The sequence below is a fragment of the Pseudomonas sp. Os17 genome (assembly GCF_001547895.1).
In the GTDB taxonomy this organism is placed as follows: Bacteria; Pseudomonadota; Gammaproteobacteria; order Pseudomonadales; family Pseudomonadaceae; genus Aquipseudomonas.
Genome location: NZ_AP014627.1, coordinates 1,119,270 through 1,141,655 on the forward strand (window position 1 = coordinate 1,119,270; position 22,386 = coordinate 1,141,655).

Annotated in this window: 18 protein-coding genes; 5 read left to right on the forward strand and 13 right to left on the reverse strand. The window is 63.9% G+C overall.

Annotated elements, in window-relative coordinates; translation table 11 throughout:
- Position 1: 1 nt before the first annotated feature.
- The 3 genes from POS17_RS05005 to POS17_RS05015 all read right to left on the reverse strand — a co-directional run bounded on the left by POS17_RS05005 (position 2) and on the right by POS17_RS05015 (position 3,468).
- A complete protein-coding gene (locus tag POS17_RS05005) occupies positions 2-613 on the reverse strand; it encodes an acid phosphatase (RefSeq protein WP_231979003.1) in 612 nt (203 codons plus the stop codon).
- A gap of 268 nt (positions 614-881) precedes the next feature.
- On the reverse strand, positions 882-2,156 hold the full coding sequence (locus tag POS17_RS05010; protein WP_060837616.1) for an OprD family porin: 1,275 nt from the start codon (positions 2,154-2,156) through the stop codon (positions 882-884).
- A 418-nt stretch (positions 2,157-2,574) separates the two neighbouring features.
- Positions 2,575-3,468, reverse strand: coding sequence for an AraC family transcriptional regulator (locus tag POS17_RS05015; RefSeq protein ID WP_060837617.1), 894 nt, complete (start codon positions 3,466-3,468; stop codon positions 2,575-2,577).
- A gap of 156 nt (positions 3,469-3,624) precedes the next feature.
- Between POS17_RS05015 and POS17_RS05020 the strand changes: the two genes are divergently transcribed.
- The gene (locus POS17_RS05020) at positions 3,625-4,572 is read left to right on the forward strand and encodes a DMT family transporter (RefSeq protein ID WP_060837618.1); all 948 of its coding nucleotides are present in this window, start codon (positions 3,625-3,627) and stop codon (positions 4,570-4,572) included.
- Between the two features lie 90 nt (positions 4,573-4,662).
- On the opposite strand, the gene POS17_RS05025 is transcribed toward POS17_RS05020, so the two are convergent.
- Together POS17_RS05025 and POS17_RS05030 are read right to left on the reverse strand one after the other, a co-directional pair.
- Positions 4,663-5,637 carry a 2-hydroxyacid dehydrogenase gene (locus POS17_RS05025; RefSeq protein ID WP_060837619.1) on the reverse strand — a complete coding sequence of 325 codons (975 nt, stop codon included), beginning with the start codon at positions 5,635-5,637 and terminating at the stop codon, positions 4,663-4,665.
- A 312-nt stretch (positions 5,638-5,949) separates the two neighbouring features.
- Positions 5,950-6,918, reverse strand: a complete 969-nt coding sequence (locus tag POS17_RS05030; RefSeq protein ID WP_060837620.1) for a LysR family transcriptional regulator — start codon at positions 6,916-6,918, stop codon at positions 5,950-5,952.
- Positions 6,919-7,184: 266 nt separating this feature from the next.
- On the opposite strand from POS17_RS05030, the gene POS17_RS05035 reads away from it, so the two are divergent.
- Genes POS17_RS05035 through POS17_RS05050 form a run of 4 tightly spaced genes read left to right on the forward strand, consistent with a single transcriptional unit; the run spans position 7,185 to position 11,976 of the window.
- Positions 7,185-8,696, forward strand: a complete 1,512-nt coding sequence (locus POS17_RS05035; protein ID WP_060837621.1) for an efflux transporter outer membrane subunit — start codon at positions 7,185-7,187, stop codon at positions 8,694-8,696.
- Positions 8,697-8,707: 11 nt separating this feature from the next.
- Positions 8,708-10,915 carry an FUSC family protein gene (locus POS17_RS05040; RefSeq protein ID WP_060837622.1) on the forward strand — a complete coding sequence of 736 codons (2,208 nt, stop codon included), beginning with the start codon at positions 8,708-8,710 and terminating at the stop codon, positions 10,913-10,915.
- Complete coding sequence (locus POS17_RS05045) at positions 10,905-11,105, forward strand: DUF1656 domain-containing protein (protein WP_007930063.1); 201 nt, start codon at positions 10,905-10,907, stop codon at positions 11,103-11,105. The genes POS17_RS05040 and POS17_RS05045 overlap by 11 nt, the downstream gene beginning before the upstream one ends.
- A gap of 10 nt (positions 11,106-11,115) precedes the next feature.
- Positions 11,116-11,976, forward strand: a complete 861-nt coding sequence (locus POS17_RS05050; RefSeq protein ID WP_060837623.1) for an efflux RND transporter periplasmic adaptor subunit — start codon at positions 11,116-11,118, stop codon at positions 11,974-11,976.
- A gap of 764 nt (positions 11,977-12,740) precedes the next feature.
- Here POS17_RS05050 and POS17_RS05055 read toward each other — a convergent pair.
- From POS17_RS05055 to POS17_RS05090, 8 genes are all read right to left on the reverse strand, one after another.
- A complete protein-coding gene (locus POS17_RS05055) occupies positions 12,741-13,766 on the reverse strand; it encodes a sel1 repeat family protein (protein ID WP_231979004.1) in 1,026 nt (341 codons plus the stop codon).
- A gap of 276 nt (positions 13,767-14,042) precedes the next feature.
- Positions 14,043-15,071 (reverse strand): sel1 repeat family protein, encoded by a 1,029-nt coding sequence (locus POS17_RS05060; protein ID WP_231979005.1) that lies wholly within the window; start codon positions 15,069-15,071, stop codon positions 14,043-14,045.
- A gap of 176 nt (positions 15,072-15,247) precedes the next feature.
- Positions 15,248-16,072: an SDR family oxidoreductase gene (locus tag POS17_RS05065; RefSeq protein ID WP_060837625.1), complete on the reverse strand. Its 825-nt coding sequence runs from the start codon at positions 16,070-16,072 to the stop codon at positions 15,248-15,250.
- Positions 16,073-16,108: 36 nt separating this feature from the next.
- Complete coding sequence (locus POS17_RS05070) at positions 16,109-16,573, reverse strand: hypothetical protein (RefSeq protein ID WP_060837626.1); 465 nt, start codon at positions 16,571-16,573, stop codon at positions 16,109-16,111.
- Between the two features lie 1,164 nt (positions 16,574-17,737).
- Positions 17,738-18,013, reverse strand: a complete 276-nt coding sequence (locus POS17_RS05075) for a hypothetical protein (protein WP_015634231.1) — start codon at positions 18,011-18,013, stop codon at positions 17,738-17,740.
- Between the two features lie 855 nt (positions 18,014-18,868).
- Positions 18,869-20,320 carry a mannose-1-phosphate guanylyltransferase/mannose-6-phosphate isomerase gene (locus POS17_RS05080; protein WP_060837627.1) on the reverse strand — a complete coding sequence of 484 codons (1,452 nt, stop codon included), beginning with the start codon at positions 20,318-20,320 and terminating at the stop codon, positions 18,869-18,871.
- 211 nt (positions 20,321-20,531) lie between these two features.
- On the reverse strand, positions 20,532-21,188 hold the full coding sequence (locus tag POS17_RS05085) for an alginate O-acetyltransferase AlgF (protein ID WP_047301872.1): 657 nt from the start codon (positions 21,186-21,188) through the stop codon (positions 20,532-20,534).
- A gap of 16 nt (positions 21,189-21,204) precedes the next feature.
- Positions 21,205-22,380 carry an alginate O-acetyltransferase gene (locus POS17_RS05090; protein WP_060837628.1) on the reverse strand — a complete coding sequence of 392 codons (1,176 nt, stop codon included), beginning with the start codon at positions 22,378-22,380 and terminating at the stop codon, positions 21,205-21,207.
- Between the last annotated feature and the right edge of the window lie 6 nt (positions 22,381-22,386).

A 22,386-nucleotide genomic window follows, 5' to 3' on the forward strand; every position in this document is an offset into this window, starting at 1 on the left:
CTTAGTCGGCGCCCAGTGCCAGGGCTTGCGCTTGTGCCGCACAGTCGCCGCTGGCGGTCAGGCCCCTGGCGCGGACGGCCAGCAGCTCTTGCCGGGCGACGGCGAAGTCGGCCTGGAAGGTCGGATCGGTGTGCAAGCGTGCCACGGTGGTCGCGCCGATCTCGCGCCCTTCACGTACGTCGCTGTACCAATGCACGTTGCACACCATGCGGCTCTCCGAATAGGCCCGGCCACGGGCCCAGAGCGCGTCGCCGTGCTCGGGGGACAGTTCGCTCAACAGCAGCGCCCAGGCCCAGCCAATGGCGCTGTGGCCCGACGGGTAGGAACCATCTTCGGCGAGCTTGGCCTCATCTTCCGGGGTGCAGCTGGGCTGCTGGTTGTAGACGAAGGGCCGTGTGCGCTGGTAGCGCTTCTTGGCGCTATAGGTGGCCAGCCCGGCATCGGTCAGGGTCCGGCGCAAGACTCTGTACAGCGCAGGTGTCTGCTGTTCGCTGATGGGCGCATTCAGCGCACAGGAAAACGTCTCTGCGGCGGCGGGGAACTTCAGGTTGGCATCGCTGATGGCCAGCGCCCAGCGTTTGCTGCCACGCAAGACCTGGCTTTTTTCAGCCATGCTCTGGTCCAGCGCGAAGGCTTGTGAGCCCACCGCGGGAGGTGGCGGTAACAGCGCAAGACTATTGGGCAGATCCTGCTGTTTCAGATATCCGATCAAGTAACCGGGTCGGAACTCCGGGACATTGTCCGTTTGGCTGTGGTGTTGGGCCACGGCTGGGTGGATCAGGCTTGAAAGCAATACACCGGCCAAACATTTCGATAGTAGGCGTTGCATGTGGATATCACCTCTAGGAGTTTGATTCGCTACATGGGGTCTGCTAGTTGGGTTACTTGAAGTTCCAGGCGTAATTGAACATCAGCCGTGTATCATCGGTGTCACGAATGAAGTTCTTGGCATAGTTGGAGCGATAGTTCGCGGTGCGCAGGCGCACACTCAAGTTTTTCAGCGGGCCTTGTTGTACGACGTAACGCAGTTCGTTATCCAACTCCCATGATTTGCCAATGGTTTGGCTACCGGTGATCTGGGCATGGCTGCCGGATATATAGCGGCTGTTGAAACTCAGGCCCGGCAAGCCCAGGCTGGCGAAGTCGTAGCCATAACGCAGTGCCCAGGAGCGTTCCTTGGCATTGGCGAAGTCACCCAGTACCGACAAGTTGATCAAGTTGGCATCGGCGCCCAGGATGTTGGCATAACCGGTGTCTCCCAACATTCGCTGATAAGCCAGGCCAAGGCTGTGGCCTTCATAGGCATAGCCGACGAGTCCCTGCAGGGCGCGGTTGTCGATCTTGCCGCCTTTGGCATCGCCGTAGTCGTTCATCAGGCTCAAGCGCAGATCGCTGCTGAATGTTCCCGCTCCCCAGGGGCTCTTGTTGACCAGGGTGAAGACCCGCTGGCGGTAGATGTCCTGCAGTTGGGCGACATGCACACGCGCCAGCCATTGCTTGTTGAACCGATAGTCGACGCCCGCCATGTCGAAGTGTTCCGCCGTGGCCCCCTGACCCTGAAAGCGCCGGTTCAAGGGGCTTAAGGTCAGTGGCGTGTACTGCGTGGCGTTGCGCTGCATGACCCGGCTCAGGCGCCCGGCGGTCAATTCCAGGTCTTCGATTTCATTCGAGGTCAGCAGCCCGCCTTCGAAAACTTGCGGAAACAGACGGCCGTCGTTGGGTTTCAAGGTTGGCAGCACCGGTGGCACCAGCGCGCCGAACTTGAACAGGGTCTTGCCGGTCTTGAGCTTTCCGGCCAGGGCCAGTTTCCAATAGTCATCCTCTGCCCGGCCATCGCGCGCCACCTTCAGCAGCCCGGTGCCGGTTCGGCCAGGCGAGGAGTCGAGCTTGATGCCGAGCATGCCGATGGCGTCGGCACCGACACCGATGGCACCTTCGGTCAACCCCGAGTCCAGGCGCAAGAGCAAACCTTGCGCCCATTCTTCACGGCTCGGGGCCGTGCCTTCGCGATAGTCCCGATTGAAGTAATAGTTACGCAGTTCCAGGCGAGCGCTGCTGTCGCCCAGCAGTTCGGCGTTGACCGGAATGGCCAGCATCGAGGCACACATCAGGGTCGAGCGCTTGACCCATTGTCGTGGCCAGTTTCTTGAAAGCATTGCATCGTCCTCTGTTCTTGTTGTTTTTGGAGTCAGGCGATTGACGAATGACGTGTTGAGTTGTTGCCGGTTGGTTTGAGTTGATCGAAGTTGTGAGTGGTGTGTTGTGGGTATGGGGATGTTGAATCTTTGCGTAATGCCCGGGATTCAAAGTCGGAAGACTAAGTTGGGCCTGGGGTTAAACAAGAACCATCAGCTCTGTGAATGAAGTGGTAACTGAAACTTTAAAATTATTACCTGTTTATGTTTTTTGTTGTCATATAAGTATTTATTGAAAGTGCTCTTTTATGGAGGGGCGTGTAGGAGTTGTTTAATTGGGTTGTAAGAGTTGTCTTGTTTAAGTAAGGAACTTTGGTCACTTACGAATTCGGACGTGTCGGCGTGGGTTTTGCCGCAAGAAGGGGTCAGCGGAGGTGGCTTATCGGTAGTCCGAACCTTGGCGCTGGAACGCCTGGCGGTAGTCACCGGGCGTGCCGCCCAGGGCCTGGCGAAAGCGGTTGGTGAAGTGGCTGGCACTGGAGAAGCCGCAGGCTAGGGCGACTTCCCCCAGGGGCAGGGCGCTGTGGCGCAGCAGATAGCGGGCCCGGACCAGGCGCCGGGCCAGCACATATTGATGGGGCGGCAGGCCGAAGCTGGCGCGGAACATGCGGGCGAAGTGGTATTCCGACAGCGCACACAACCCCGCCAGCTGGCCCAGGCTCAGCGGCGCGTCCAGCTGGCTGTCGATGTAGTCCACCAGCAGGCGGCGCTGGTGCGCGGCCAGGCCGCCCTTGAGCCGGACACCCTGGCGCGGGCCCACTTGATTGAGCAGGGCGTGGCTGAGCATCTCGTGGGCCAGGCTGCTGGTCAGCAGGCGCTCGCCGGGCTCGTCCCAGTTCAGGCGCACCAACTGTGCGAAGCGCCGGGTTTGCTCGGGGTCGTCGACGAAGGTGCTCTCGCGCAGGTGCATGTCCCGGGGCTCGCGGTCCAGCAGGGTGACGCAGCCGAGGGCGAACTGCTCGGGGCTGAAATACACGTGGGCCAGGCGGATATCGCCGTTGATCACCCAGGCCGACTGGTGCTCGGCGGGCAGGATGCACAGCTTGCCCGGGGCGCCCTTGCTGCCCGGCTGATCGCGGCGAAAGGTGCCGGTGCCGCCGGCCAGGTAGCAAGACAGGGTGTGGTGGCCGGGCGCCTGATATTCCTGGGCGTCGTGATGGTTGCTCCACAAGGCCGCGGACAAGCCGTCACCGAGCTCGGCGCTGTGCTCCAGGCGAGCATGGGGCGAGCGGTTCAAGGCTTGGAAGACTTGCAGGGTATCCAGTGCGGGCATGGTGGGGGCGTCAATCAAAGGTCCGTTTGCCGGTGTTTCGCATGCTACTCCGTCGCCCCTGCGCTGCCAGCCCCGGGCTGATAAAAAGCGCAAGTTTGTGCAAGCGCCCCTGATCTGCCGGGCATGACACTGCACACCTTATAAAGGAGTCGTGCCATGAACCTATCGCTGTACCTGTTGACCGTGCTGATCTGGGGCACCACCTGGATCGCCCTGAAACTGCAACTGGGGGTGGTGGCGATACCGGTGTCCATCGTCTATCGCTTCGCCCTGGCGGCCCTGGTGCTGTTCGTCCTGCTGCTGCTCAGCCGCAAGCTGCAGCCGATGAACCGCCGTGGCCACCTGATCTGCCTGGCCCAGGGCCTGTGCCTGTTCTGCATCAACTTCATGTGCTTCCTGCACGCCAGCCAGTGGATTCCCAGTGGCCTGGTGGCGGTGGTGTTTTCCACCGCGACCTTGTGGAACGCCCTGAATGCGCGAGTGTTCTTCGGCCAGAAGATCGCCCGCAACGTGTTGCTCGGCGGTGGCCTGGGGCTGCTCGGGCTGGGGCTGCTGTTCTGGCCCGAACTGGCGGGCCACAGCGCCAGCCCGCAAACCCTGCTGGGCCTGGGCTTGTCCCTGCTCGGCACCCTGTGTTTCTCGGCGGGCAACATGCTCTCCAGCCTGCAGCAGAAAGCCGGGCTCAAGCCGCTTACCACCAATGCCTGGGGCATGGCCTACGGCGCGACGATGCTGGCGGTGTATTGCCTGGCCCAGGGCATTGCCTTCGACCTGGAGTGGAGCACCCGCTACATCGGCTCGCTGCTGTACCTGGTGATACCGGGTTCGGTGATCGGCTTCACCGCCTACCTGACCCTGGTGGGGCGCATGGGCCCGGAGCGGGCGGCGTACTGCACCGTGCTGTTCCCGGTGGTGGCGCTGAACGTCTCGGCCTTTGCCGAAGGCTACCAATGGACCGCCCCGGCATTGGCCGGACTGGTGCTGGTGATGCTGGGCAACGTGCTGGTGTTCCGTAAACCCAAGGCTGTGCCAGCCTCTGTAGCCGCTGCCGAGCTCGCGAGGCTGCGAACGGCGGCGCAGCCGTCGCAAAACCAGGCGACCTGATGCTGCCGGGCTATCGCTGAAGGTCCTGCGGACCTTTTCGCAGCCTCGCGGGCTCGGCAGCGGCTACAGGGAGTGATAGGCAGTGGGTGGTCAGCCCTTCCACACTTGCGGGTTGACCAGGTCCTGCGGGCGTTCGCCCAAAAGGGCGCTGCGCAGGTTGCTCATGGCGCGTTCGGCCATGGCGTCACGGGTTTCATGGGTGGCCGAGCCGATGTGCGGCAGGGTCAGCGCGTTCTTCAGCTGGAACAGCGGCGATTCTGCCAACGGCTCTTTCTCGTACACATCCAGGCCGGCGCCACGGATCTGGCCCTTCTGCAAGGCGTCGATCAACGCCGGCTCATCCACCACCGGCCCGCGGGAAATGTTCACCAGGATCGCGCTGGGTTTCATCAGGGCCAGTTCACGGTGGCTGATCAGGTGCCGGGTCTGTTCGCTCAACGGCACCACCAGGCAGACGAAATCCGCCTCGGCCAAGAGTTGCTCCAGGCTGCGGAACTGTGCGCCCAGTTCCTGCTCCAGGGCCGCCTTGCGGCTGTTGCCGCTGTAGAGGATCGGCATGCCGAAGCCCAAACGCCCACGGCGGGCGATGGCCGCGCCAATGTTGCCCATGCCGACGATCCCCAGGGTCTTGCCGTGCACATCGCAACCGAACAGCGCCGGGCCGACGCTGGCCTGCCATTGCCCGGCCTTGGTCCAGGCATCCAGCTCGGCCACCCGGCGAGCGCTGCCCATGAGCAGGGCGAAGGCCAGGTCGGCGGTGCTTTCGGTGAGCACGTCCGGGGTGTTGGTGAGCATCAGCCCGCGTTCGTTGAAATAGGCCAGGTCATAGTTGTCGTAACCCACCGAGATGCTCGACACCACTTCCAGCTGCGCGGCGTTTTCCAGCTGCGCGCGCCCCAGCTTGCGGCCGACGCCGATCAGGCCGTGGGCCCGGGGCAGGGCTTCATTGAACTGCGCGGCGATGTCCCCCAGCTTGGGGTTGGGGACGATGACCTCGAAGTCCTGTTGCAGGCGTTCGGTCATCTCGGGGGTGATGCGGCTGAAGGCAAGTACCGTCTTTTTCATTGCGGGAAGACTCGTCAGGCGGGAGAGAATGCCAAGCAAGCTAACATTTTTGCCGCTGCCGCCAAAGCCTGCCGGCGCTGGCCTGTGTAGGCGCTGGCTTGCCAGCGAAATCGGTTTCCAGATTTGCGCAGAACTTGCGGGCCTCTTCGCCGGCGAGCCGGCTCCTACGGGGGGCGGGCGTCGTTCGTGGGAGCCGCGTACATTCTGTAGGAGCTGGCTGGCCAGCGAGGGTGGTGCTGAGGCTGGCGGGCCTCTTCGCCGGCAAGCCGGCTCCTACAGGTGGGGACGGTGGTTTGGGGAGTGCCCCGGCGGTCAATTGGCCAGGCGTGCGCCGGTGAGGCTGCCGCTCAGTTCATAGGCCGCCAGTTCCGCCTGGTGCGCGGCAAGGATCTCCGGCAGGGAGCCGCGCAGGTATTCGACCCAGGTCTTGATCTTGGCGTCCAGGTACTGGCGCGACGGGTAGATGGCGTACAGGTTCAGCTCCTGGGAGCGGTACTGGGGCATCACGCGCACCAGGGTGCCGTTGCGCAAACCTTCGATGGCGGCGTACACCGGCAGCACGCCAATGCCCATGCCGCTGATGATCGCGGTCTTCATCGCGTCGGCGGAGTTCACCAGGAACGGCGAGCTGTTGATGGTGACCATTTCCTGGCCTTCCGGGCCGTCGAAGGCCCATTTCTCCAGGGGAATCACCGGGCTCACCAGGCGCAGGCAGGCGTGGTTCAGCAGGTCGCTGGGTTTGTGCGGGCAGCCGTTGGCTTTCACGTAGGCCGGGGAGGCGCAGACGATGCTGTAGGTGATCCCCAGGCGCTGGGAGACGAACCCCGAGTCCGGCAGCTCGCTGGCCAGGACGATGGACACGTCGTAGCCCTCGTCCAGAAGGTCCGGCACGCGGTTGGCCATGGTCAGGTCGAAGGTCACGTCCGGGTGCGATTTGCGGTAGCGGGCGATGGCGTCGATCACGAAGTGCTGGCCGATGCCGGTCATGGTGTGCACTTTCAACTGGCCGGCGGGGCGGGCGTGGGCGTCGCTGGCCTCGGCCTCGGCTTCTTCGACGTAGGCCAGGATCTGCTCGCAGCGCAGCAGGTAGCGCTTGCCGGCTTCGGTCAGGGCGATACGGCGGGTGGTACGGTTGAGCAGGCGGGTTTGCAGGTGAGCCTCAAGATTGGAGACTGCGCGCGAGACGTTGGCCGTGGTGGTATCCAGTTGCACCGCCGCGGCGGTGAAACTGCCGGCTTCGGCCACACAACTGAAGGCGCGCATGTTTTGCAAAGTGTCCATGGGGTGCTCTCTGGGGAGATGGCAAATTGTGACACGAAGTTACGGGGGCTTGGATAGGCGACCAAGGGATTATCGCGTTTACGGTAACAAAGATTCACAGGAATCCCTGCTTATCGCCGCCCCGGCCGCCCCCTAGAATTGCGCCGATCCGTAGGAGTCGGCGTGCCGGCGATCCGCGCAACGCGGTGTAGCAGGCGTATCGCTGCGCTGGCCGGCCGACTTCCACGAGAGAAATACTCCCCCCCGATCTTCAGGAATTCGCAGCAGTGCCGCGTCGCATCAGCAGAGGGTTCAAGACCCTCAGTGTTTGGGCTTTATCGTTAGCAATCAGCGGCTGCATCGGAACCGGAGGCATTGCCCCACAAGGCAAGACACTTCCCGCTAATACACTGGCCACCGACGAGGCGATCCAGAGCGCCGCGCAAGAGGCCCACTGGCCCAGTGCCCAGTGGTGGCAGGCCTACGGCGACCCGCAGTTGAACCGCTGGATCAGCCTCGCCGTGCAAGGCAGCCCGAGCCTGGCCATGGCCGCCGCCCGGGTGCGCCAGGCCAAGGCCCTGGCCGGTATCGCCGAGTCGGCCGAGTCGTTGCAGATCAAGGGCGACGCCACCCTCAAGCGCCACAATTGGCCCACCGATCAGTTCTACGGCCCCGGTGCCCTGGCCAACACCACCACCTGGGACAACAACGCCGCCCTGGGCTTGAGTTATGCCCTGGACCTCTGGGGCCGCGAGAGCAACAACACCGAGCGCGCCGTCGACCTGGCCCACATGAGCGTGGCCGAAGCCCGCCAGGCCCAGCTGGAACTGGTGAACAACGTGGTGCGCAGCTATATCCAGCTGTCCTTGCACTTCGCCCAGCGCGATATCGTCGCCGCCACCCTGAAGCAGCAGCAACAGATTCTCGAACTGGCGCAACGGCGCCTGGACGGCGGCCTGGGCACCCATTTCGAAGTCAGCCAGGCCGAGGCGCCGCTGCCGGAAACCCATCGCCAGCTGGACGCCCTGGACGAAGAAATCGCCCTGACCCGCAACCAGCTGGCGGCCCTGGCTGGCAAGGGCCCGGGAGAGGGCGCGCAACTGCAGCGGCCGAGCCTGTCCCTGGGCGCCGCGCTGAAACTGCCCTCGGCCCTGCCCGCCGAACTGCTGGGGCAGCGCCCCGACGTGGTCGCCAGCCGCTGGCAAGTGGCGGCCCAGGCCCGTGGCATCGATGTGGCCCACGCCGGCTTCTACCCCAACGTCGACCTGGTGGGCAGCATCGGTTTCATGGCCACTGGCGGCGGCGCCCTGGAGTTCCTCACTGGCAAGAAGCTCAACTACAGCGTCGGCCCGGCCATCAGCCTGCCGATCTTCGACGGCGGCCGCCTGCGCTCGGAGCTGGGCGAAGCCGCGGCCGGCTACGACATGGCCGTGGCCAAGTACAACCAGACCCTGGTGGACGCGCTGAAAAGCATTTCCGACCAGCTGATCCGCCGCGAGTCCATGGACAAGCAGCAAGTCTTTGCCGCCGAGTCGGTGGCCGCGGCGCAGAAGACCTACGACATCGCCACCGTGGCCTTCCAGCGCGGTCTGACCGACTACCTGAATGTGCTCAACGCCCAGAGCCTGCTGTTTCACCAGCAGCAGATCCAGCAGCAGGTGCAGGCCGCGCGCCTGACCGCCCAGGCGGACCTGGTGACGGCCCTGGGCGGCGGGCTGGAAGCCGGCCGCGACGTCCCCGCGGAAAACCGCACCCAGGCACCCAAGACCCCCGCGGCCCTGGCCGTGTTCGACCACTGAAGCAGGCTCCCATGACTTCCTTGCCCGCCCCTTTGCGCTGGCTGTACTCCCTTGAATGGCGCCGGGGTTTCTTCGACTGGGCACGCAGCGACGGCGTGACCTGGGTCTACATCTTCAAGGTGCTGGCCGCCGCGTTCCTCACCCTGTGGCTGGCCATGCGCCTGGAGTTGCCGCAACCGCGCACGGCGATGATCACCGTGTTCATCGTCATGCAGCCGCAGAGCGGCCAGGTGTTCGCCAAGAGCTTCTACCGCTTTCTTGGCACCCTGACCGGCTCGGCGGTGATGGTGGCGCTGATCGCCCTGTTCGCCCAGAACACCGAGCTGTTCCTCGGCTCGCTGGCGATCTGGGTCGGCATCTGCTCGGCCGGTGCCGCGCGCTGCCGCAACTTCCGCGCCTACGGTTTCGTCCTCGCCGGCTACACCGCGGCCATGGTCGGCCTGCCGGCCCTGGCCCATCCGGAAGGCGCCTTCATGGCGGCGGTGTGGCGGGTGCTGGAGATCTCCCTGGGGATTCTCTGCTCGACCCTGGTCAGCGCCGCGATCCTGCCGCAGACCGCCAGCGCTGCGATGCGCAACGCCCTGTACCAGCGCTTCGGGGTGTTCGCCCTGTTCGTCACCGACGGCCTGCGCGGGCGCAGCCAGCGCGACAGTTTTGAAAGCAGCAACGTGCGTTTCATTGCCGAGGCCGTGGGCCTGGAAGGGCTGCGCAGCGTCACCGTGTTCGAAGACCCGCACATGCGTCGGCGCAACGGCCGCCTGAGCCGCCTGAACAGCGAGTTCATGGGCATCACCACGCGCTTCAACGCCCTGCACCAGTTGCTCGAACGCCTGCGCAGCAGCGGCGCCGACCATGTGGTGGCGGCGATCAAGCCGGGCCTGCAGGACCTGGCGGAACTGCTGGACGGTTTCTCCGGTCGGGCCCTCACCAGCCCCGACGCGGCGCGCCTGGCCACGGCCCTGGCGGCCTACAAGAGCGAGCTGCCGGCGCGGGTGCGCAGCCTGCGCGCGGCCTTCCAGGAGAGCGGCCCGAGCGACGCCGAGCAGTTGGATTTCCACACCGCCTACGAGCTGCTGTACCGCTTCGTCGACGAGATGCACAGCTACGCCCAGACCCACGCGTCCCTGGCCGATCACAGCCACGAACGCGAGCGCTGGGACGAGCCCTACACCCCGCAGACCAACTGGCTGGCCAGTGCCGCTTCGGGCATTCGCGCGGCCTTCGTGCTGCTGGTGCTGGGCAGTTACTGGGTGGCCACCGCCTGGCCCAGCGGCGCCACCATGACCCTGATCGCCGCCGCCACCATCGGCCTGTCCGCCGCCACGCCGAACCCCAAGCGCATGGCCTTCCAGATGGCCTGCGGGACCTTTATCGGCGCCCTGGTGGGCTTCGTCGAAATGTTCTTCGTGTTCCCCTGGATCGACGGCTTCCCGCTGCTGTGCCTGATGCTGGCGCCGGTGATCGTGCTCGGCTCATTCCTCGCCTCGCGGCCCAAGTACGCCGGGGTCGGCCTGGGGCTGCTGATCTTCTTCAGCACCGGCTCGGTGCCGGACAACCTGACGGTCTACAACCCCTACACCTTCATCAACGACTACATCGCCATGGTCATGGGCATGCTGGTCTGCGCCGCGGCCGGGGCGATCATCCTGCCGCCCAACAGCCGCTGGCTGTGGCGGCGCCTGGAGCAGGACCTGCGCGGCCAGGTGGTGTACGCCATCAGCGGCAAGCTCAAGGGCCTGGCGTCGAGCTTCGAAAGCCGCACCCGCGACCTGCTGCACCAGGCCTATGGCCTGGCGGTGGGCCAGCCCAAGGTGCAGAGCGAGCTGCTGCGCTGGATGTTCGTGGTGCTGGAAGTCGGCCACGCCATCATCGAGCTGCGCAAGGAGCAGGCGATCCTCCCGGTGCACCCGGCCTATGCCGAATCCCAGCCGTGGCGCCAGGCGATCCGGGTCATGGGCCGCTCATTGGTGCGGCTGTTCCTGCAACCGAGCCAGAGCAACCTGGAACGCGGGCTGATCGCCGTGGACCACGCCATCAGCCGGGTCCAGGCCACCGACGAGCCCTTTGCCCCGCACTTCGACACCTCGGCCCTGCGCCGGGTCAAGAGCTACCTGCACTTCATCCGCACTTCACTGCTCGACCCGCAATCGCCGCTGGCGGCCTATGCCGTGGCCAAGCCAACGGCGCCTGCACCCCAAGGACTTGACCATGCCTCGTGAAATCGCCTTCCACGGCGTTTACATGCCCACCATGACCCTGATGTTCTTCATCGCCGCGGCCCTGGCCTGGGCCCTGGACCGGTTCATTTCCGGCTATGACCTGTATCGCTTCTTCTGGCACCCGGCGCTGCTGCGCCTGAGCCTGTTCTGCTGTCTGTTCGGCGCCATGGCGCTCACTGTCTACCGTTGAGATTCGCCCAATGAAAAAGTTTTTCAGCCTGCTCGCCACCCTGCTCGTGCTGGCCCTGGCCCTGTGGATCGGCCGCACCCTGTGGGAGCACTACATGTACACCCCCTGGACCCGTGACGGCCGGGTGCGCGCGGACATCATCAACGTCGCCGCCGACGTCACCGGTGAAGTGGTGGACGTGCCGGTCAAGGACAACCAGCTGGTGCACAAGGGCGATCTGCTGATGCAGATCGACCCCGAGCACTACCAGATCGCGGTCAAGCAGGCGCAATCGCTGGTGGCGTCGAAAAAGGCCACCTGGGAGATGCGCAAGGTCAACGCCAAGCGCCGCGCCGACATGGACAACCTGGTGATCTCCAAGGAAAACCGCGACGACGCCGGCAACATCGCCGACTCGGCCCTGGCCGATTACCAGCACGCCCAGGCCCAGCTGGAAGCGGCGGAGCTGAACCTCAAACGTACCCAGGTACGGGCGGCGGTGGACGGCTACGTCACCAACCTCAACGTGCACCGCGGCGACTACGCGCGCATTGGCGAAGCGAAGATGGCGGTGGTCGACATGAACTCGTTCTGGGTCTACGGCTTCTTCGAGGAAACCAAGCTGCCCCACGTGCGCGTGGGGGATAAAGCGGACATGCAACTGATGAGTGGTGAAGTGCTCAAGGGGCATGTGGAAAGCATTTCCCGCGGCATCTACGACCGCGACAACCCGGAAAGCCGCGAACTGATCGCCGACGTCAACCCGACCTTCAACTGGGTGCGCCTGGCCCAGCGCGTGCCGGTGCGCATCCACATCGACGAAGTGCCGGACGGCGTGCTGCTGGCCGCCGGCATCACCTGCACCGTCATCGTCAACCCCGAGCCTCTGTAGCCGCCGGCGGTTGTAGGAGCTGGCTTGCCAGCGAAAGCGTCGTCACAGGCGGTGCAAGGCTTGCGGGCCCCTTCGCCGGCAAACCGGCTCCTACGGGGAACTGCGCGGTGCACCTGATTGCTGTAGGCGCTGGCTTGCCAGCGAAGGCGTCGTCACAGGCGCTGCAAGGCTCGCGGGCCCCTTCGCCGGCAAGCCGGCTCCTACGGGGAACTGCGCGGTGCACCTGACTGCTGTAGGCGCTGGCTTGCCAGCGAAAGCGTCGGCCCAGGCGCTGCAAGGCTTGCGGGCCCCTTCGCCGGCAAGCCGGCTCCTACGGGGAACTGCGCGGTGCACCTGACTGCTGTAGGAGCTGGCTTGCCAGCGAAGGCGTCGGCCCAGGCGCTGCAAGGCTCGCGGGCCCTTTCGCCGGCAAGCCGGCTCCTACGGGGAACTGCGCGGTGCACCTGACGGCTGTAGGCGCTGGCTTGCCAGCGAAGGCGTCGGCCCAGGCGGTGCAAGGCTTGCGGGCCCCTTCGCCGGCAAGCCGGCTCCTACGGGGAAGCTGCGCGGTGCACCTGACGGCTGTAGGAGCTGGCTTGCCAGCGAAGGCGTCGGCCCAGGCGCTGCAAGGCTTGCGGGCCCTTTCGCCGGCAAGCCGGCTCCTACGGGGAGCTGCACGGTGCACCTGACTGCTGTAGGCGCTGGCTTGCCAGCGAAGGCGCCGGCCCAGGCGCTGCATTTCTTGCGGGCCCCTTCGCCGGCAAGCCGGCTCCTACGGGGGGCGGTTATTTGTAGGTTTTCTGCATGATCGCCAGGGATTTCTTCGCCGTGGCTTCCAAGCCGTCGTTGACGTGGTTGATCGCGGCCACCAGCTTCGGGTTCTGCAGCACGTCGACACCGGGGTAACGCTGCTGGGCCAGCCGCGAGACGATGACGTACTGGGTTACCGCGTAATGCAGCTTGAACTGGCCGCTGTCCTGGGCCTTGGCGATGGCCGCTTTGACAAAGGCCTGGCGCTCGGCCGTGGTCATGCCCTGGAACAGGTCGGGGAGATCAAAGTGGATCTCGGCGGAGAAAATCGCTACCTCCTCATCTCGTGCTTCGTCGTACATCACCTGTTTGCTGGTCACGCGCTTCTTGAGGTCGGCAAAGCGCTGTTCGCCTTCGGCCAGTTGCTCCGGGCTCATCTTGCCTTTCAGGGCATCCAGCTGGCTGGTGTCTTCGGTGTTGTCGACAACCTTCAGCCAGGCGTAGGCCTTCACCAGATCGCCGGACTCTTCGGCGGCGTCGGCCAGGTTCTGCTGCGGCTCCGGGTTGCCGTGCAGCGCCGAACGCTCCAGCCAGCGCAGGGCCAGGTCCCGGTCCTTGGGGATGTCCTTGTCGCCGAACCAGTAGGTGGCGTACATGCCGTACTCGGCGCACCAGTCGTTCTGCGAGGCGGAGTAGGCGATGTAGTTGAAGGACTCGCGGTCGCGCTCGGCCTTGGGCTTGTCGGTTTCCTGGTCAGTGGTGGTGGACAGGAAGCAGAAGGCCCGGGTGTAGTGCGGCGCGGCCATGGCGAAGCAGCCCTTGGCGTTCTTGTAGTCCTCGATCTCGTTCAGCTTGTAACCGATGCCGTACAGCAGATCGGCCTCCATGGCCGGGTTGCAGTACTCGTTGGCGCTGACCTTGGGCAAGACACTGTCCAGCGTCAGCTTGGGCAGGGTGTCATTCAGTTCGGGGACTTTCGGTTCGGTGTTTTCCGGAGCCGTGGAGGCGCAGGCCGCCAGCAAGACAGCCAAGGCCATTGGCAGCGCGTTGAACAATTTCAATGGGTATTCCCTGATCGGCGAATGAAAAGGCGCGCATGAAATCAGGCTGGGACAGGACGGGAGAGGGTGGAGCGTTAGCCATTCCGTGCTTGGGGGTCGACGCCAGCGATTCCATGCTGCATGAGCCCTAAGGGCTCAAGGTCGCGCATTCTACGGGGTTTGAGAGGGCGTACAACCCAAACCGCGGCATCTGGTTGACCGCGGCAAGGGGCCCTGAGGCCTTGAGCGGATGACACCTCGGCGACGGCTTCAACAGCGATAGCGCCGCCGCTCCCGTTATGACTTGCGCTTGGCCAGAATGATTTTGGCCTTGGCTACGCTGTCTTCCACGCTCAGGTCATCGTCCTCCAGCACGGCCTGCAGCGCCGGGTCTTGCCACAGGTCCACGGCCGGGCCTGTGCTTTGCACCAGGCGGGAAATCAAGGCGTAGGCCACCAGTTGGCCGCGGGTGTGGAACTTCGGGTGGCGGTCCTGCATGTCCACCAACTGGGCGACGAACGTATGCCGTTGCTCAGGCGACATGCCCGCGAATACTTCCGGGTAGCTGAAGTACAGATCCCCTGTGCCCAGGGCGATGAGGTCCTGGCGCAGCGCCTGCTCAATCTCCTGTTTAGGCGTGAGTTGACCGAGCAACCGGGTGTAATGCTGCTCGCCTTCGGCCAACTGCTGAGGGCTCATCTTGCGTTTCAGCGCTGCGAGCGTTTGGGCGTCATCCAGGGTTCGCGCCCAGGCGTAGGCCAGCGGCAAATTGTCCTGTTCGTTGCGGCGCACCATCTCCTGTTGCGAGTCCTGGTCGCCGTGCCGAGCGGCGCGTTCCAGCCAGGCCATGGCCAATGCCTTGTTCGGGGGCTGGTCCAGCTTGCCGACGTTATAGATGTGGTACAGGCCCGCTTCCGCGCAGGATTCATTGTGCTGGGCGGCGTAGGCGATGTAGTTGAAGGCTTCGCTTTTGTCATAGTCCTTCTGCCGGGAGCCGACAATCCCGCCCAGGATGCACAGGCTCATGGTGTTGCGGGGGGCGGCCATGATCAGGCAGGCGCGGGCCATCTGTATGGCCTGGCTTGCCAGCAGGGTACGGCTTGCGCCATGCCGCACCTCGTCCTCATCGATCAGTCGGATGCCGAGGCCGACCAGCCGTTCGCTGTCCATCTCCGGTGAGCAGTACGGGTTGGCCTCGACCTTGGGCAGGATCTGTTCCAGGCTTAGGTCCGGCAGGGTGGCATTGAGTTTTTCGTCCGGTGACGAGGCATTGCAGCCCAGTAGCAGAGTGAGGATGGTCAAGGGCAGCAGGCTGCGAGATATCAATGGAAAGTCCCTGAGGTTCAATCGTAAAAGGCAGGACGCCAGAGGGCATGAGCAGGGGCGGGGTGCAGCCGTTGCGTGCCTGAGGTGCCGCTTCCCTGGAGTTTGAGTGCGGGCATTTTATGGGCATCGGCGCGGCATACAACGGTGTCATGCAACGGATGCCCTGCGTGGGATGCTCAGAGCTTGGCGTTCAAGCCAAACCGCTTCATCAGTCCCTTCTCCAGCAAACCCTTGGGCAGCAGGTTGGCCAGCAGCGGCAGGGCGCGGCTGCCATTGCCCAGGCGCACCAGGCGCGGCGGGTTGTCCTGCTGCACGGCCTTGAGCAAGCCGGCGGCAAATTCGCTGGCCGGGGTCGGCTTGTCCTGGGAGGCCTTGGCCCGGGCGCGGATGCCCTCGCGCAGGGGCCACCAGGGCGATTGTTCGTTGAGCAGCTGTTCGGCTTCATGCCCGGCGTTCTTGGCGAAACTGGAGGCAATGGCCCCGGGCTGCACTTCCATGACCCGGATGCCGAACGGCGACAGCTCCATGCGCAGGGCGTCGCTCAAGGCATGCACCGCGGCCTTCGAGGCGCAGTAGGCGCCGGCAAACGGCGTCACCAGCACCCCGGACACACTGCCGATATTCACCACCAGGCCACGGCTGCGGCGCAGCACCGGGAACATCGCCCGGGTCACCCCGACCACCGAGAACACATTGGTTTCGAACTGGCGCTGCATGGCTTGCACGCCGCCATCCAGTAGCGGGCCCATGGCGCCGTAGCCGGCGTTGTTGATCAGCACATCCAGGCCGCCGTATTGCTGGTTGATCTCCTCGCCCAGGGCGCTTAGGGCCGGGGCGTCATTCACGTCCAGTTGCACGGCCTTGAAACCGGCGTCTTGCAAAGTGTTCACGTCCTCGGCCTTGCGAGCGGTGGCGAGCACGGTGAAACCGGCGTTCTTGAAGGTGTCTGCCAGGGCGCGGCCGATGCCGCTGGAACAACCGGTGATCAACGCTACGGGCATGGCGCGGTCCTTGTGCTGGGTGAGGGGAGGGGTGAATCAGTCTGAGAAACTACCCTGTAGACGCTCGGCGCGAAACTCCAGGGTTTGCGGGCGATAGCCGGGGCGCAGGGGCGGCAGCGGCAGGCAGTCCTGCCAGTTGGCGCCGGCCTGCAACTCGCCGGGGCCACGGTAGCGCGGGGCGCTGTACTGGTTGTCGGCGAGGTTGACGGTATCCCCCGGGGCATAGGCGGCGACCCGCCAGCGCAGTTCCACCAGGGGCACCTTGTTGCCGTTGTTGAGCTTGACCTGCAGCGGCCGGTCGGCGGGGCAGTGGTCCGGCGCGTAGCTCAGGCGCAGCTCCAGGCGCGCCAGTTGCTGGGCTTCGCGGTTGTCCAGCCAGACCACCCAGCAAGCCACCAGGGCCAGGCCGAACGCAGCGGCCAGGGACACGGGAAGGGCCTTGGCGGGATAGCGCAGAAGCAGGATCAGCCAGGTGACGACCAGCAGAACGCCGATGAACATGACGCGAGCCTCGGGGAAAAGGAGGGGGACATCCTACCTAAGCGTAGGTGGGGTTGGCGATGGAGGAGGGCTGTTGTGACGTTATCCACAGGTCTGGTTTTGATGGGGGCGTTAGGGACAACAGACGGTCCGTTAAAGCGGATTTATGCCAATAGTGGACATCATGTGGTCCACTCTGGTGCCCGCCCGAGCGGGTGGTTGGCATGCTCCCGGGGGGCCCTCTGTCCATTCCAGGCTGTAGCGGTCAACTAATCCCGGACACTGCGTTATGTTTTTTTCTTTGGCCACTTATGAGCGAGACATGTCGGCAAAGACGGTCTTTGGCTGGTGGGGGGACATATCCGTTGCTGCGGTTACGGCGGCTTGGGGTTCCGCTCTTACAGCGGGTCACTTTGGAAAAGGCCCAAAGTAACCAAAGGCCTCCTGCCCCCGCATCCGGTCCCTCGCCTACGCAATGCCTGCACTCGGCCTCCTGAAGGGGCAGGCAGAGCAAGAGCAAGAGCCAAAGCGCGTGTTACGCGCTTTTTGTAGACACTGCCGCAGGCTGCGAACAACCGCGAAGCGGGGGCGGGGAGTTTCAGATTGCCAATGGCTGGAGTGTTCCCAGCGTTGGTGGTTTGGACATAAACCGTGACGCCTTTGTCGTTGCTCCGTATTGAACCTGTAACTAGCCTTTGTGCGTCGCAGCCCTTCAGCGACTGGGCTTGGTAATTCGTTTTGATACAGGCCAACAGTGCCCCATTTCACTCATGCCGGTGTTTTTTTGCGCCCGCATTTCCGTTCAATGGCAGCTGTGCGTGGGAGGGCTCGTCCCTGCCGGGTTCCTGTATCTCCGGTTTACCAACCTGCACGCAGCTGCCACCCCTCCGTTTGGTAACCCGTCTTGATGCAGCTGCAGCAGCGCCCCATTTCGCTATTGCAGGCGGGTTGTGCGCCTGCGCATTCGTGCAATGGCAGCTGTGCGTGGAAGGGCTTCGTCCCTGCCGGGTTCCTGTATCTCCGGTCGACCAATCCGCGCACGGCAGCCACCCACAACAGGGCTGCGCATCTTCTGGCGAAGATGGGTACGGCAGTGATCGATGAAGTGGGTTCTAGATGAAGGGGAGGGGGATAGGCGTGCTGATCGTTCCCCCCGCGTTTGAAGGGGAACGATCACGGGGCGTTTTAGTTCAGGTACTGACTGCCACGAATCCGCCGACCCAACACATCCAGCAGATCACAACCATCGCGCAACAGAATGGCGCTGGCGTGGGCGATCTGTGTCAGGTCGGTGGCATCGGCGTGGCGGCTGTCCATGTGCACGATGCTTTCCATCAGTTGAGTCACCGCGAGGATGCGGTAGGCGGCGCTGGCATGCAGTTCGTCCAAAGGCGCGCGGGTGTCGATAAACAGGGTCGGAGTGGAGGATTCGTTGCTGGTTAGTGCGATACGGTCGGTCATGGTGTGCTCCAAAAAAACAGTGCTGGAAAACTGCGTTCCTGAGAAAACAACCGAGCCGTCAACCTCGATCACGAATGAGTCGTGACAGGCGCGAGGATAGGGAGCAGTGAGAGGGTGGTCAACCCGAGATGTGTAGCCTTAAACGACCTTTTGTATCCACAGATGGCTGTTGATCTGGCTTGTCGCTTAAAGCTTGCCCCTTGCTACTGCTTCTAAAAAAATCCCCCTGTCCAAGTGCCTGCGGATAGGGGACGCCGGCACCTGGACAGGGGGAGCACAAAGGTCTTGCTAGCATGGCTCCCTGCTTTTACTTGCAGCTTGCCGCTTGAAGCTTACGGCTGCCTCTACTGATCGCTGCTTCTTGTAGCCGCTGCCGCAGGCTGCGAACGACCGCGCAGCGGGCGCAAGGGGCTTGAGATCGCTGAAGGTCCTTCGGCCCTTTTCGCAGCCTGCGGCAGCGGCTACAAAAATCCCCCTGTCCAAGCGCCTGCGGATAGGGGACGCAGGCACCTGGACAGGGGGAGCACAAAGGTCTTGCTAGCACGGCTCCCTGCTTTTACCTGCAGCTTGCCGCTTGAAGCTTACGGCTGCCTCTACTGATCGCTGTTTCTTGTAGCCGCTGCCGCAGGCTGCGAACGACCGCGCAGCGGGCGCAGGGGGCTTGAGATCGCTGAAGGTCCTTCGGCCCTTTTCGCAGCCTGCGGCAGCGGCTACAAAAATCCCCCTGTCCAAGCGCCTGCGGATAGGGGACGCCGGCACCTGGAAAGGGGGAGCACAAAGGTCTTGCTAGTACGGCTCCCTGCTTTTACTTGCAGCTTGCCGCTTGAAGCTTACGGCTGCTTCTACTTGCCGCTGTTACTGAGCGATGGTCTTCACCGAAACACCACGCTCCACCGGCGTCGAACGGCCATAGATATCCTCAAACCGCTCGATATCGTCCTCGCCCAAATAACTGCCCGATTGCACTTCAATGATCTCCAGCGGGATCTTGCCCGGGTTGCGCAGGCGGTGCACCGAGGCAATCGGGATGTAGGTGGATTGGTTCTCGGTGAGCAGGAACACGTTCTCGTCACAGGTGACTTCGGCGGTGCCGCTGACCACGATCCAGTGTTCGGCGCGGTGGTGGTGCATCTGCAGCGACAGGCAGGCCCCCGGCTTGACCGAGATGTGCTTGACCTGGAAGCGCCCGCCCATGTCCACCGAGTCGTAGGAGCCCCACGGGCGGTAGACCTCGCAGTGGTTCTGGGTTTCGCTGCGGCCCTGTTCGTTGAGGGTGTTGACCATCTGTTTCACCCCTTGGACCTTGTCCTTGTGGGCAATCATCATGGCGTCCTTGGTTTCGACGACGACGATGTTTTCCAGGCCGATCACCGACACCAGCTTGCCGTTGCCGTGGATCATGCAGTTGTGGCTGTCCTGGATCACCACATCGCCTTTGCTGACGTTGCCGTTGGCGTCCTTTTCATGCACGTCCCACAGCGACGACCAGCAGCCGACATCGCTCCAGCCGGCGCTCAGTGGCACCACGCAGGCGCGTTGGGTCTTTTCCATCACCGCGTAGTCGATGGAGTTGTCCGGGCAGCAGGCGAAGGTGGCTTCGTCGATGGTCACGGTGTCCGCGTCCTGCTGGCTGCGTTCCAGGGTCAGCAGGCAGGTGTCGTAGATGTCCGGGTCGTGTTTCTTCAGCTCTTCGAGGAAGCGGCTGGCGCGGAACAGGAACATGCCGCTGTTCCAGAAGTAGCCGCCGGCCTGGACGAATTCGTTGGCGCGTTTTTCGTCGGGCTTCTCGACGAACTGCGCGACCCGGCTGATGCCCTCCGGCAGCAGCGCATCGTTGCTGGACTTGATGTAGCCGTAGCCGGTTTCCGGTTTGGTCGCCGGCACGCCGAACAGCACCATTTCGCCCCGCTCGGCGGCCACGGTGGCCAGGGCCAGGGCCCGTTGCAGGGCTTTCTGGTCGTCCAGGACGTGGTCGGCGGGCAGCACCAGCATCAGTTCGTCACGGCCTTCGTTGACCAGCATCATCGCGGTCAGGGCCACGGCCGGGGCGGTGTTGCGGCCGAAGGGCTCCATGAGGATGCGCTGGGATTCGAGCTTACGGGCTGCCAGTTGCTCGTTGACGATGAAGCGGTGGTCCTTGTTGCAGACCACGATCGGGGTGTCCATGCCTTCGAACACCAGGCGCTCCAGGGTTTGCTGGAACAGCGTGTGTTCGCCGGTCAGGGCGAGGAATTGCTTGGGGAATTGCTTGCGCGAAAGCGGCCAAAGACGTGAGCCGCTACCACCTGACAAGATCACCGGAATCATGTTGTTACTCCTTCAAACATCGTATGGGTTAGAGCTACTGTGTTCTGTCGTTTCACTCTTGTTTTTGTGGCGTGCCCGGATGCCCTTGCTCGCCCCCTGCAGGAGCCGGCTTGCCGGCGAAGGGGCCTGTTAGCCTTGTGTCGGGCTTGAGGACGCCTTCGCTGGCAAGCCAGCTCCTACACAGGGGGAGCGGCGGCCGTCCGGAAATTCGTTAGCGGGTCGAGACGGGGCGTTTCACCCACACCGGCGACAGGTTGCTGCCGTTGCCGGTGACGTAGAGCACCGCCGCTTCGCCGCGCTCCAGGGCCACGGGCTTGAGGTCGCTGACTTTTTTATCGCCGTCGTACAGGGCGAAGCTGACCTTCACCGGGTTGATTTCGCGCTCGCCGCGACCTTTGGCGGCCACCGCCTTGACCACGTCGGTCTTGCCGTCGGCGGTCTTCAGGGTCAGGGCCTGGTCGCTGAGGTTCTGCACCCGCACCAGGGATTTCTGCTTGTTCTTGAACGGCGGTTCTTCGATCAGTTGCGGCTGGCCGCTGGCGTTGTTGACCAGGGTGTAATAGTGATCGGCGGCCAGTTTCACCGGCACGCTCTGGCTGCCCACCTTGGCGGTGTAGTCGCCGCCGGGCATGAAGCTGAAGTCGCTGCTGGCCAGAGGCGCGACGTCGTTGACGTTGGTGCTGCCCACCGTGGCGCTGACTTCACTGTTGCTGGCGTTGTACAGGCGCACGAAGGTCGAGCCCTTGGGTGCGGTGGGGCCGTACAGCGCGGCGTCGCCACCGGCGAAGGCGGACAGGGACAGGACGCTCATGCCGGCAGCCAGGGTGATTGCTTGGGCGAGACGGCGAGGAGTAGTGATGAAAGTCATGAGTGTTACCTCTTTTTCAGTTTTGCGCCCGGTCGGGCGTCTCGGATTTGGCGTTGACAGCTAGGTTCTGTTGGCGTGCACCGGCTTGCTTGAGTTCTGCGACCCACTGCGGGTCGGCGTCGCCGATTTCGTTGTTCACAGGCAGATAGCGTTCAGGGAATTCCCAGATCAGCACCTGGGGCGGGTGGTTCTTGAAGTCGTCGCTTTTCAGGTAGCTGAGCATCGGCAGGATCGGGCCGTGGCCGTCCTCGGCGTAGCTCAGCACGTCGCTGTGCAGGGCCTGTTTCAGGGCGCCGACGAAGTTCCAGTTGGGGTTGGCGCTGTAGCTGGTGCCCACCAGGGTCACCGGCACTTCGTGGTCGGCGAACAGTGCGTCGTCGGCGGCCGGCTGTTCCTCGCTGGCCCGGGTCACGCGCTTTTGCAGGGGCTCTTCGGCGGGCATCAGGTTGTCGAACAGCGGGTCCAGGGGCAGGAAGCGCCGCAGGTCGCCCTGGTGCTTCACGGTCTCCTGGGTTTGGGTGACGAAGCGTTGTGGCGGACCGCTGAGCGGGGTCTTGGCGGCGATGGCCTGGGCCAACTGGCGAGCGACGACTTCGGCGCCGGCCGGGGTCCAGTGGGTGTCGGTACGCAGGAACACTTGCTGGCCCTGTTGCTTGGCCTGTCGCAGGGGCCCCAGCAGGTCGGGGGCGAGGATCTTGTTGGCGGCGACCCGGGCGTGGAAGTCCTGGTAGAGGTTGGCGTGAATCCGCGCCGGACGTACCTCGTCCAGGTGCTCCGGGTACAGGCGCGCCTTGGCCGGAATGATGGCCATCACCAGTTTCACTCCGTGCTCTTTCAAGGTCTGGCGCACGCCTTCCACCAGGGCGTAGTTGCCTTGCAGGTTGAGCTCCTCGTTGACCACCGGGTTGAACTCTTCATCGCTGTACAGCCACTGGTCGCGGCCCAGCACCACCCCGGGGCGGCCTTCGTTGAACAGCTTGAAGTCCAGGGCGGCCCACAGGTTGGTGCCCAGGCGCTTGATCGGGAACTGGTCGTCGTAGTGGGTTTCCACGGCCTTGGCCCAGCGTCCGTTGAGCACGGTGGCGTCATTGTTGGTGCTAAAGCCGAAGAAGCTGCGCACCGACCACAGCCCCAGCACCAGTAGGGTCACCAGGAACAGGGCGATGTAGAACACACGTAATGAGCGGGTCATGGGCAG

What these genes read in the sequence shown, in the direction of transcription:
- POS17_RS05080 (WP_060837627.1), bottom strand. Translation starts at nt 20,320, where the DNA reads ATGATTCCGGTGATCTTGTCAGGTGGTAGCGGCTCACGTCTTTGGCCG.
- POS17_RS05025 (WP_060837619.1), bottom strand. Translation starts at nt 5,637, where the DNA reads ATGAAAAAGACGGTACTTGCCTTCAGCCGCATCACCCCCGAGATGACC.
- POS17_RS05090 (WP_060837628.1), bottom strand. Translation starts at nt 22,380, where the DNA reads ATGACCCGCTCATTACGTGTGTTCTACATCGCCCTGTTCCTGGTGACC.
- POS17_RS05070 (WP_060837626.1), bottom strand. Translation starts at nt 16,573, where the DNA reads ATGTTCATCGGCGTTCTGCTGGTCGTCACCTGGCTGATCCTGCTTCTG.
- POS17_RS05045 (WP_007930063.1), top strand. Translation starts at nt 10,905, where the DNA reads ATGCCTCGTGAAATCGCCTTCCACGGCGTTTACATGCCCACCATGACC.
- POS17_RS05015 (WP_060837617.1), bottom strand. Translation starts at nt 3,468, where the DNA reads ATGCCCGCACTGGATACCCTGCAAGTCTTCCAAGCCTTGAACCGCTCG.
- POS17_RS05085 (WP_047301872.1), bottom strand. Translation starts at nt 21,188, where the DNA reads ATGACTTTCATCACTACTCCTCGCCGTCTCGCCCAAGCAATCACCCTG.
- POS17_RS05050 (WP_060837623.1), top strand. Translation starts at nt 11,116, where the DNA reads ATGAAAAAGTTTTTCAGCCTGCTCGCCACCCTGCTCGTGCTGGCCCTG.
- POS17_RS05030 (WP_060837620.1), bottom strand. Translation starts at nt 6,918, where the DNA reads ATGGACACTTTGCAAAACATGCGCGCCTTCAGTTGTGTGGCCGAAGCC.
- POS17_RS05005 (WP_231979003.1), bottom strand. Translation starts at nt 613, where the DNA reads ATGGCTGAAAAAAGCCAGGTCTTGCGTGGCAGCAAACGCTGGGCGCTG.
- POS17_RS05040 (WP_060837622.1), top strand. Translation starts at nt 8,708, where the DNA reads ATGACTTCCTTGCCCGCCCCTTTGCGCTGGCTGTACTCCCTTGAATGG.
- POS17_RS05065 (WP_060837625.1), bottom strand. Translation starts at nt 16,072, where the DNA reads ATGCCCGTAGCGTTGATCACCGGTTGTTCCAGCGGCATCGGCCGCGCC.
- POS17_RS05020 (WP_060837618.1), top strand. Translation starts at nt 3,625, where the DNA reads ATGAACCTATCGCTGTACCTGTTGACCGTGCTGATCTGGGGCACCACC.
- POS17_RS05010 (WP_060837616.1), bottom strand. Translation starts at nt 2,156, where the DNA reads ATGCTTTCAAGAAACTGGCCACGACAATGGGTCAAGCGCTCGACCCTG.
- POS17_RS05075 (WP_015634231.1), bottom strand. Translation starts at nt 18,013, where the DNA reads ATGACCGACCGTATCGCACTAACCAGCAACGAATCCTCCACTCCGACC.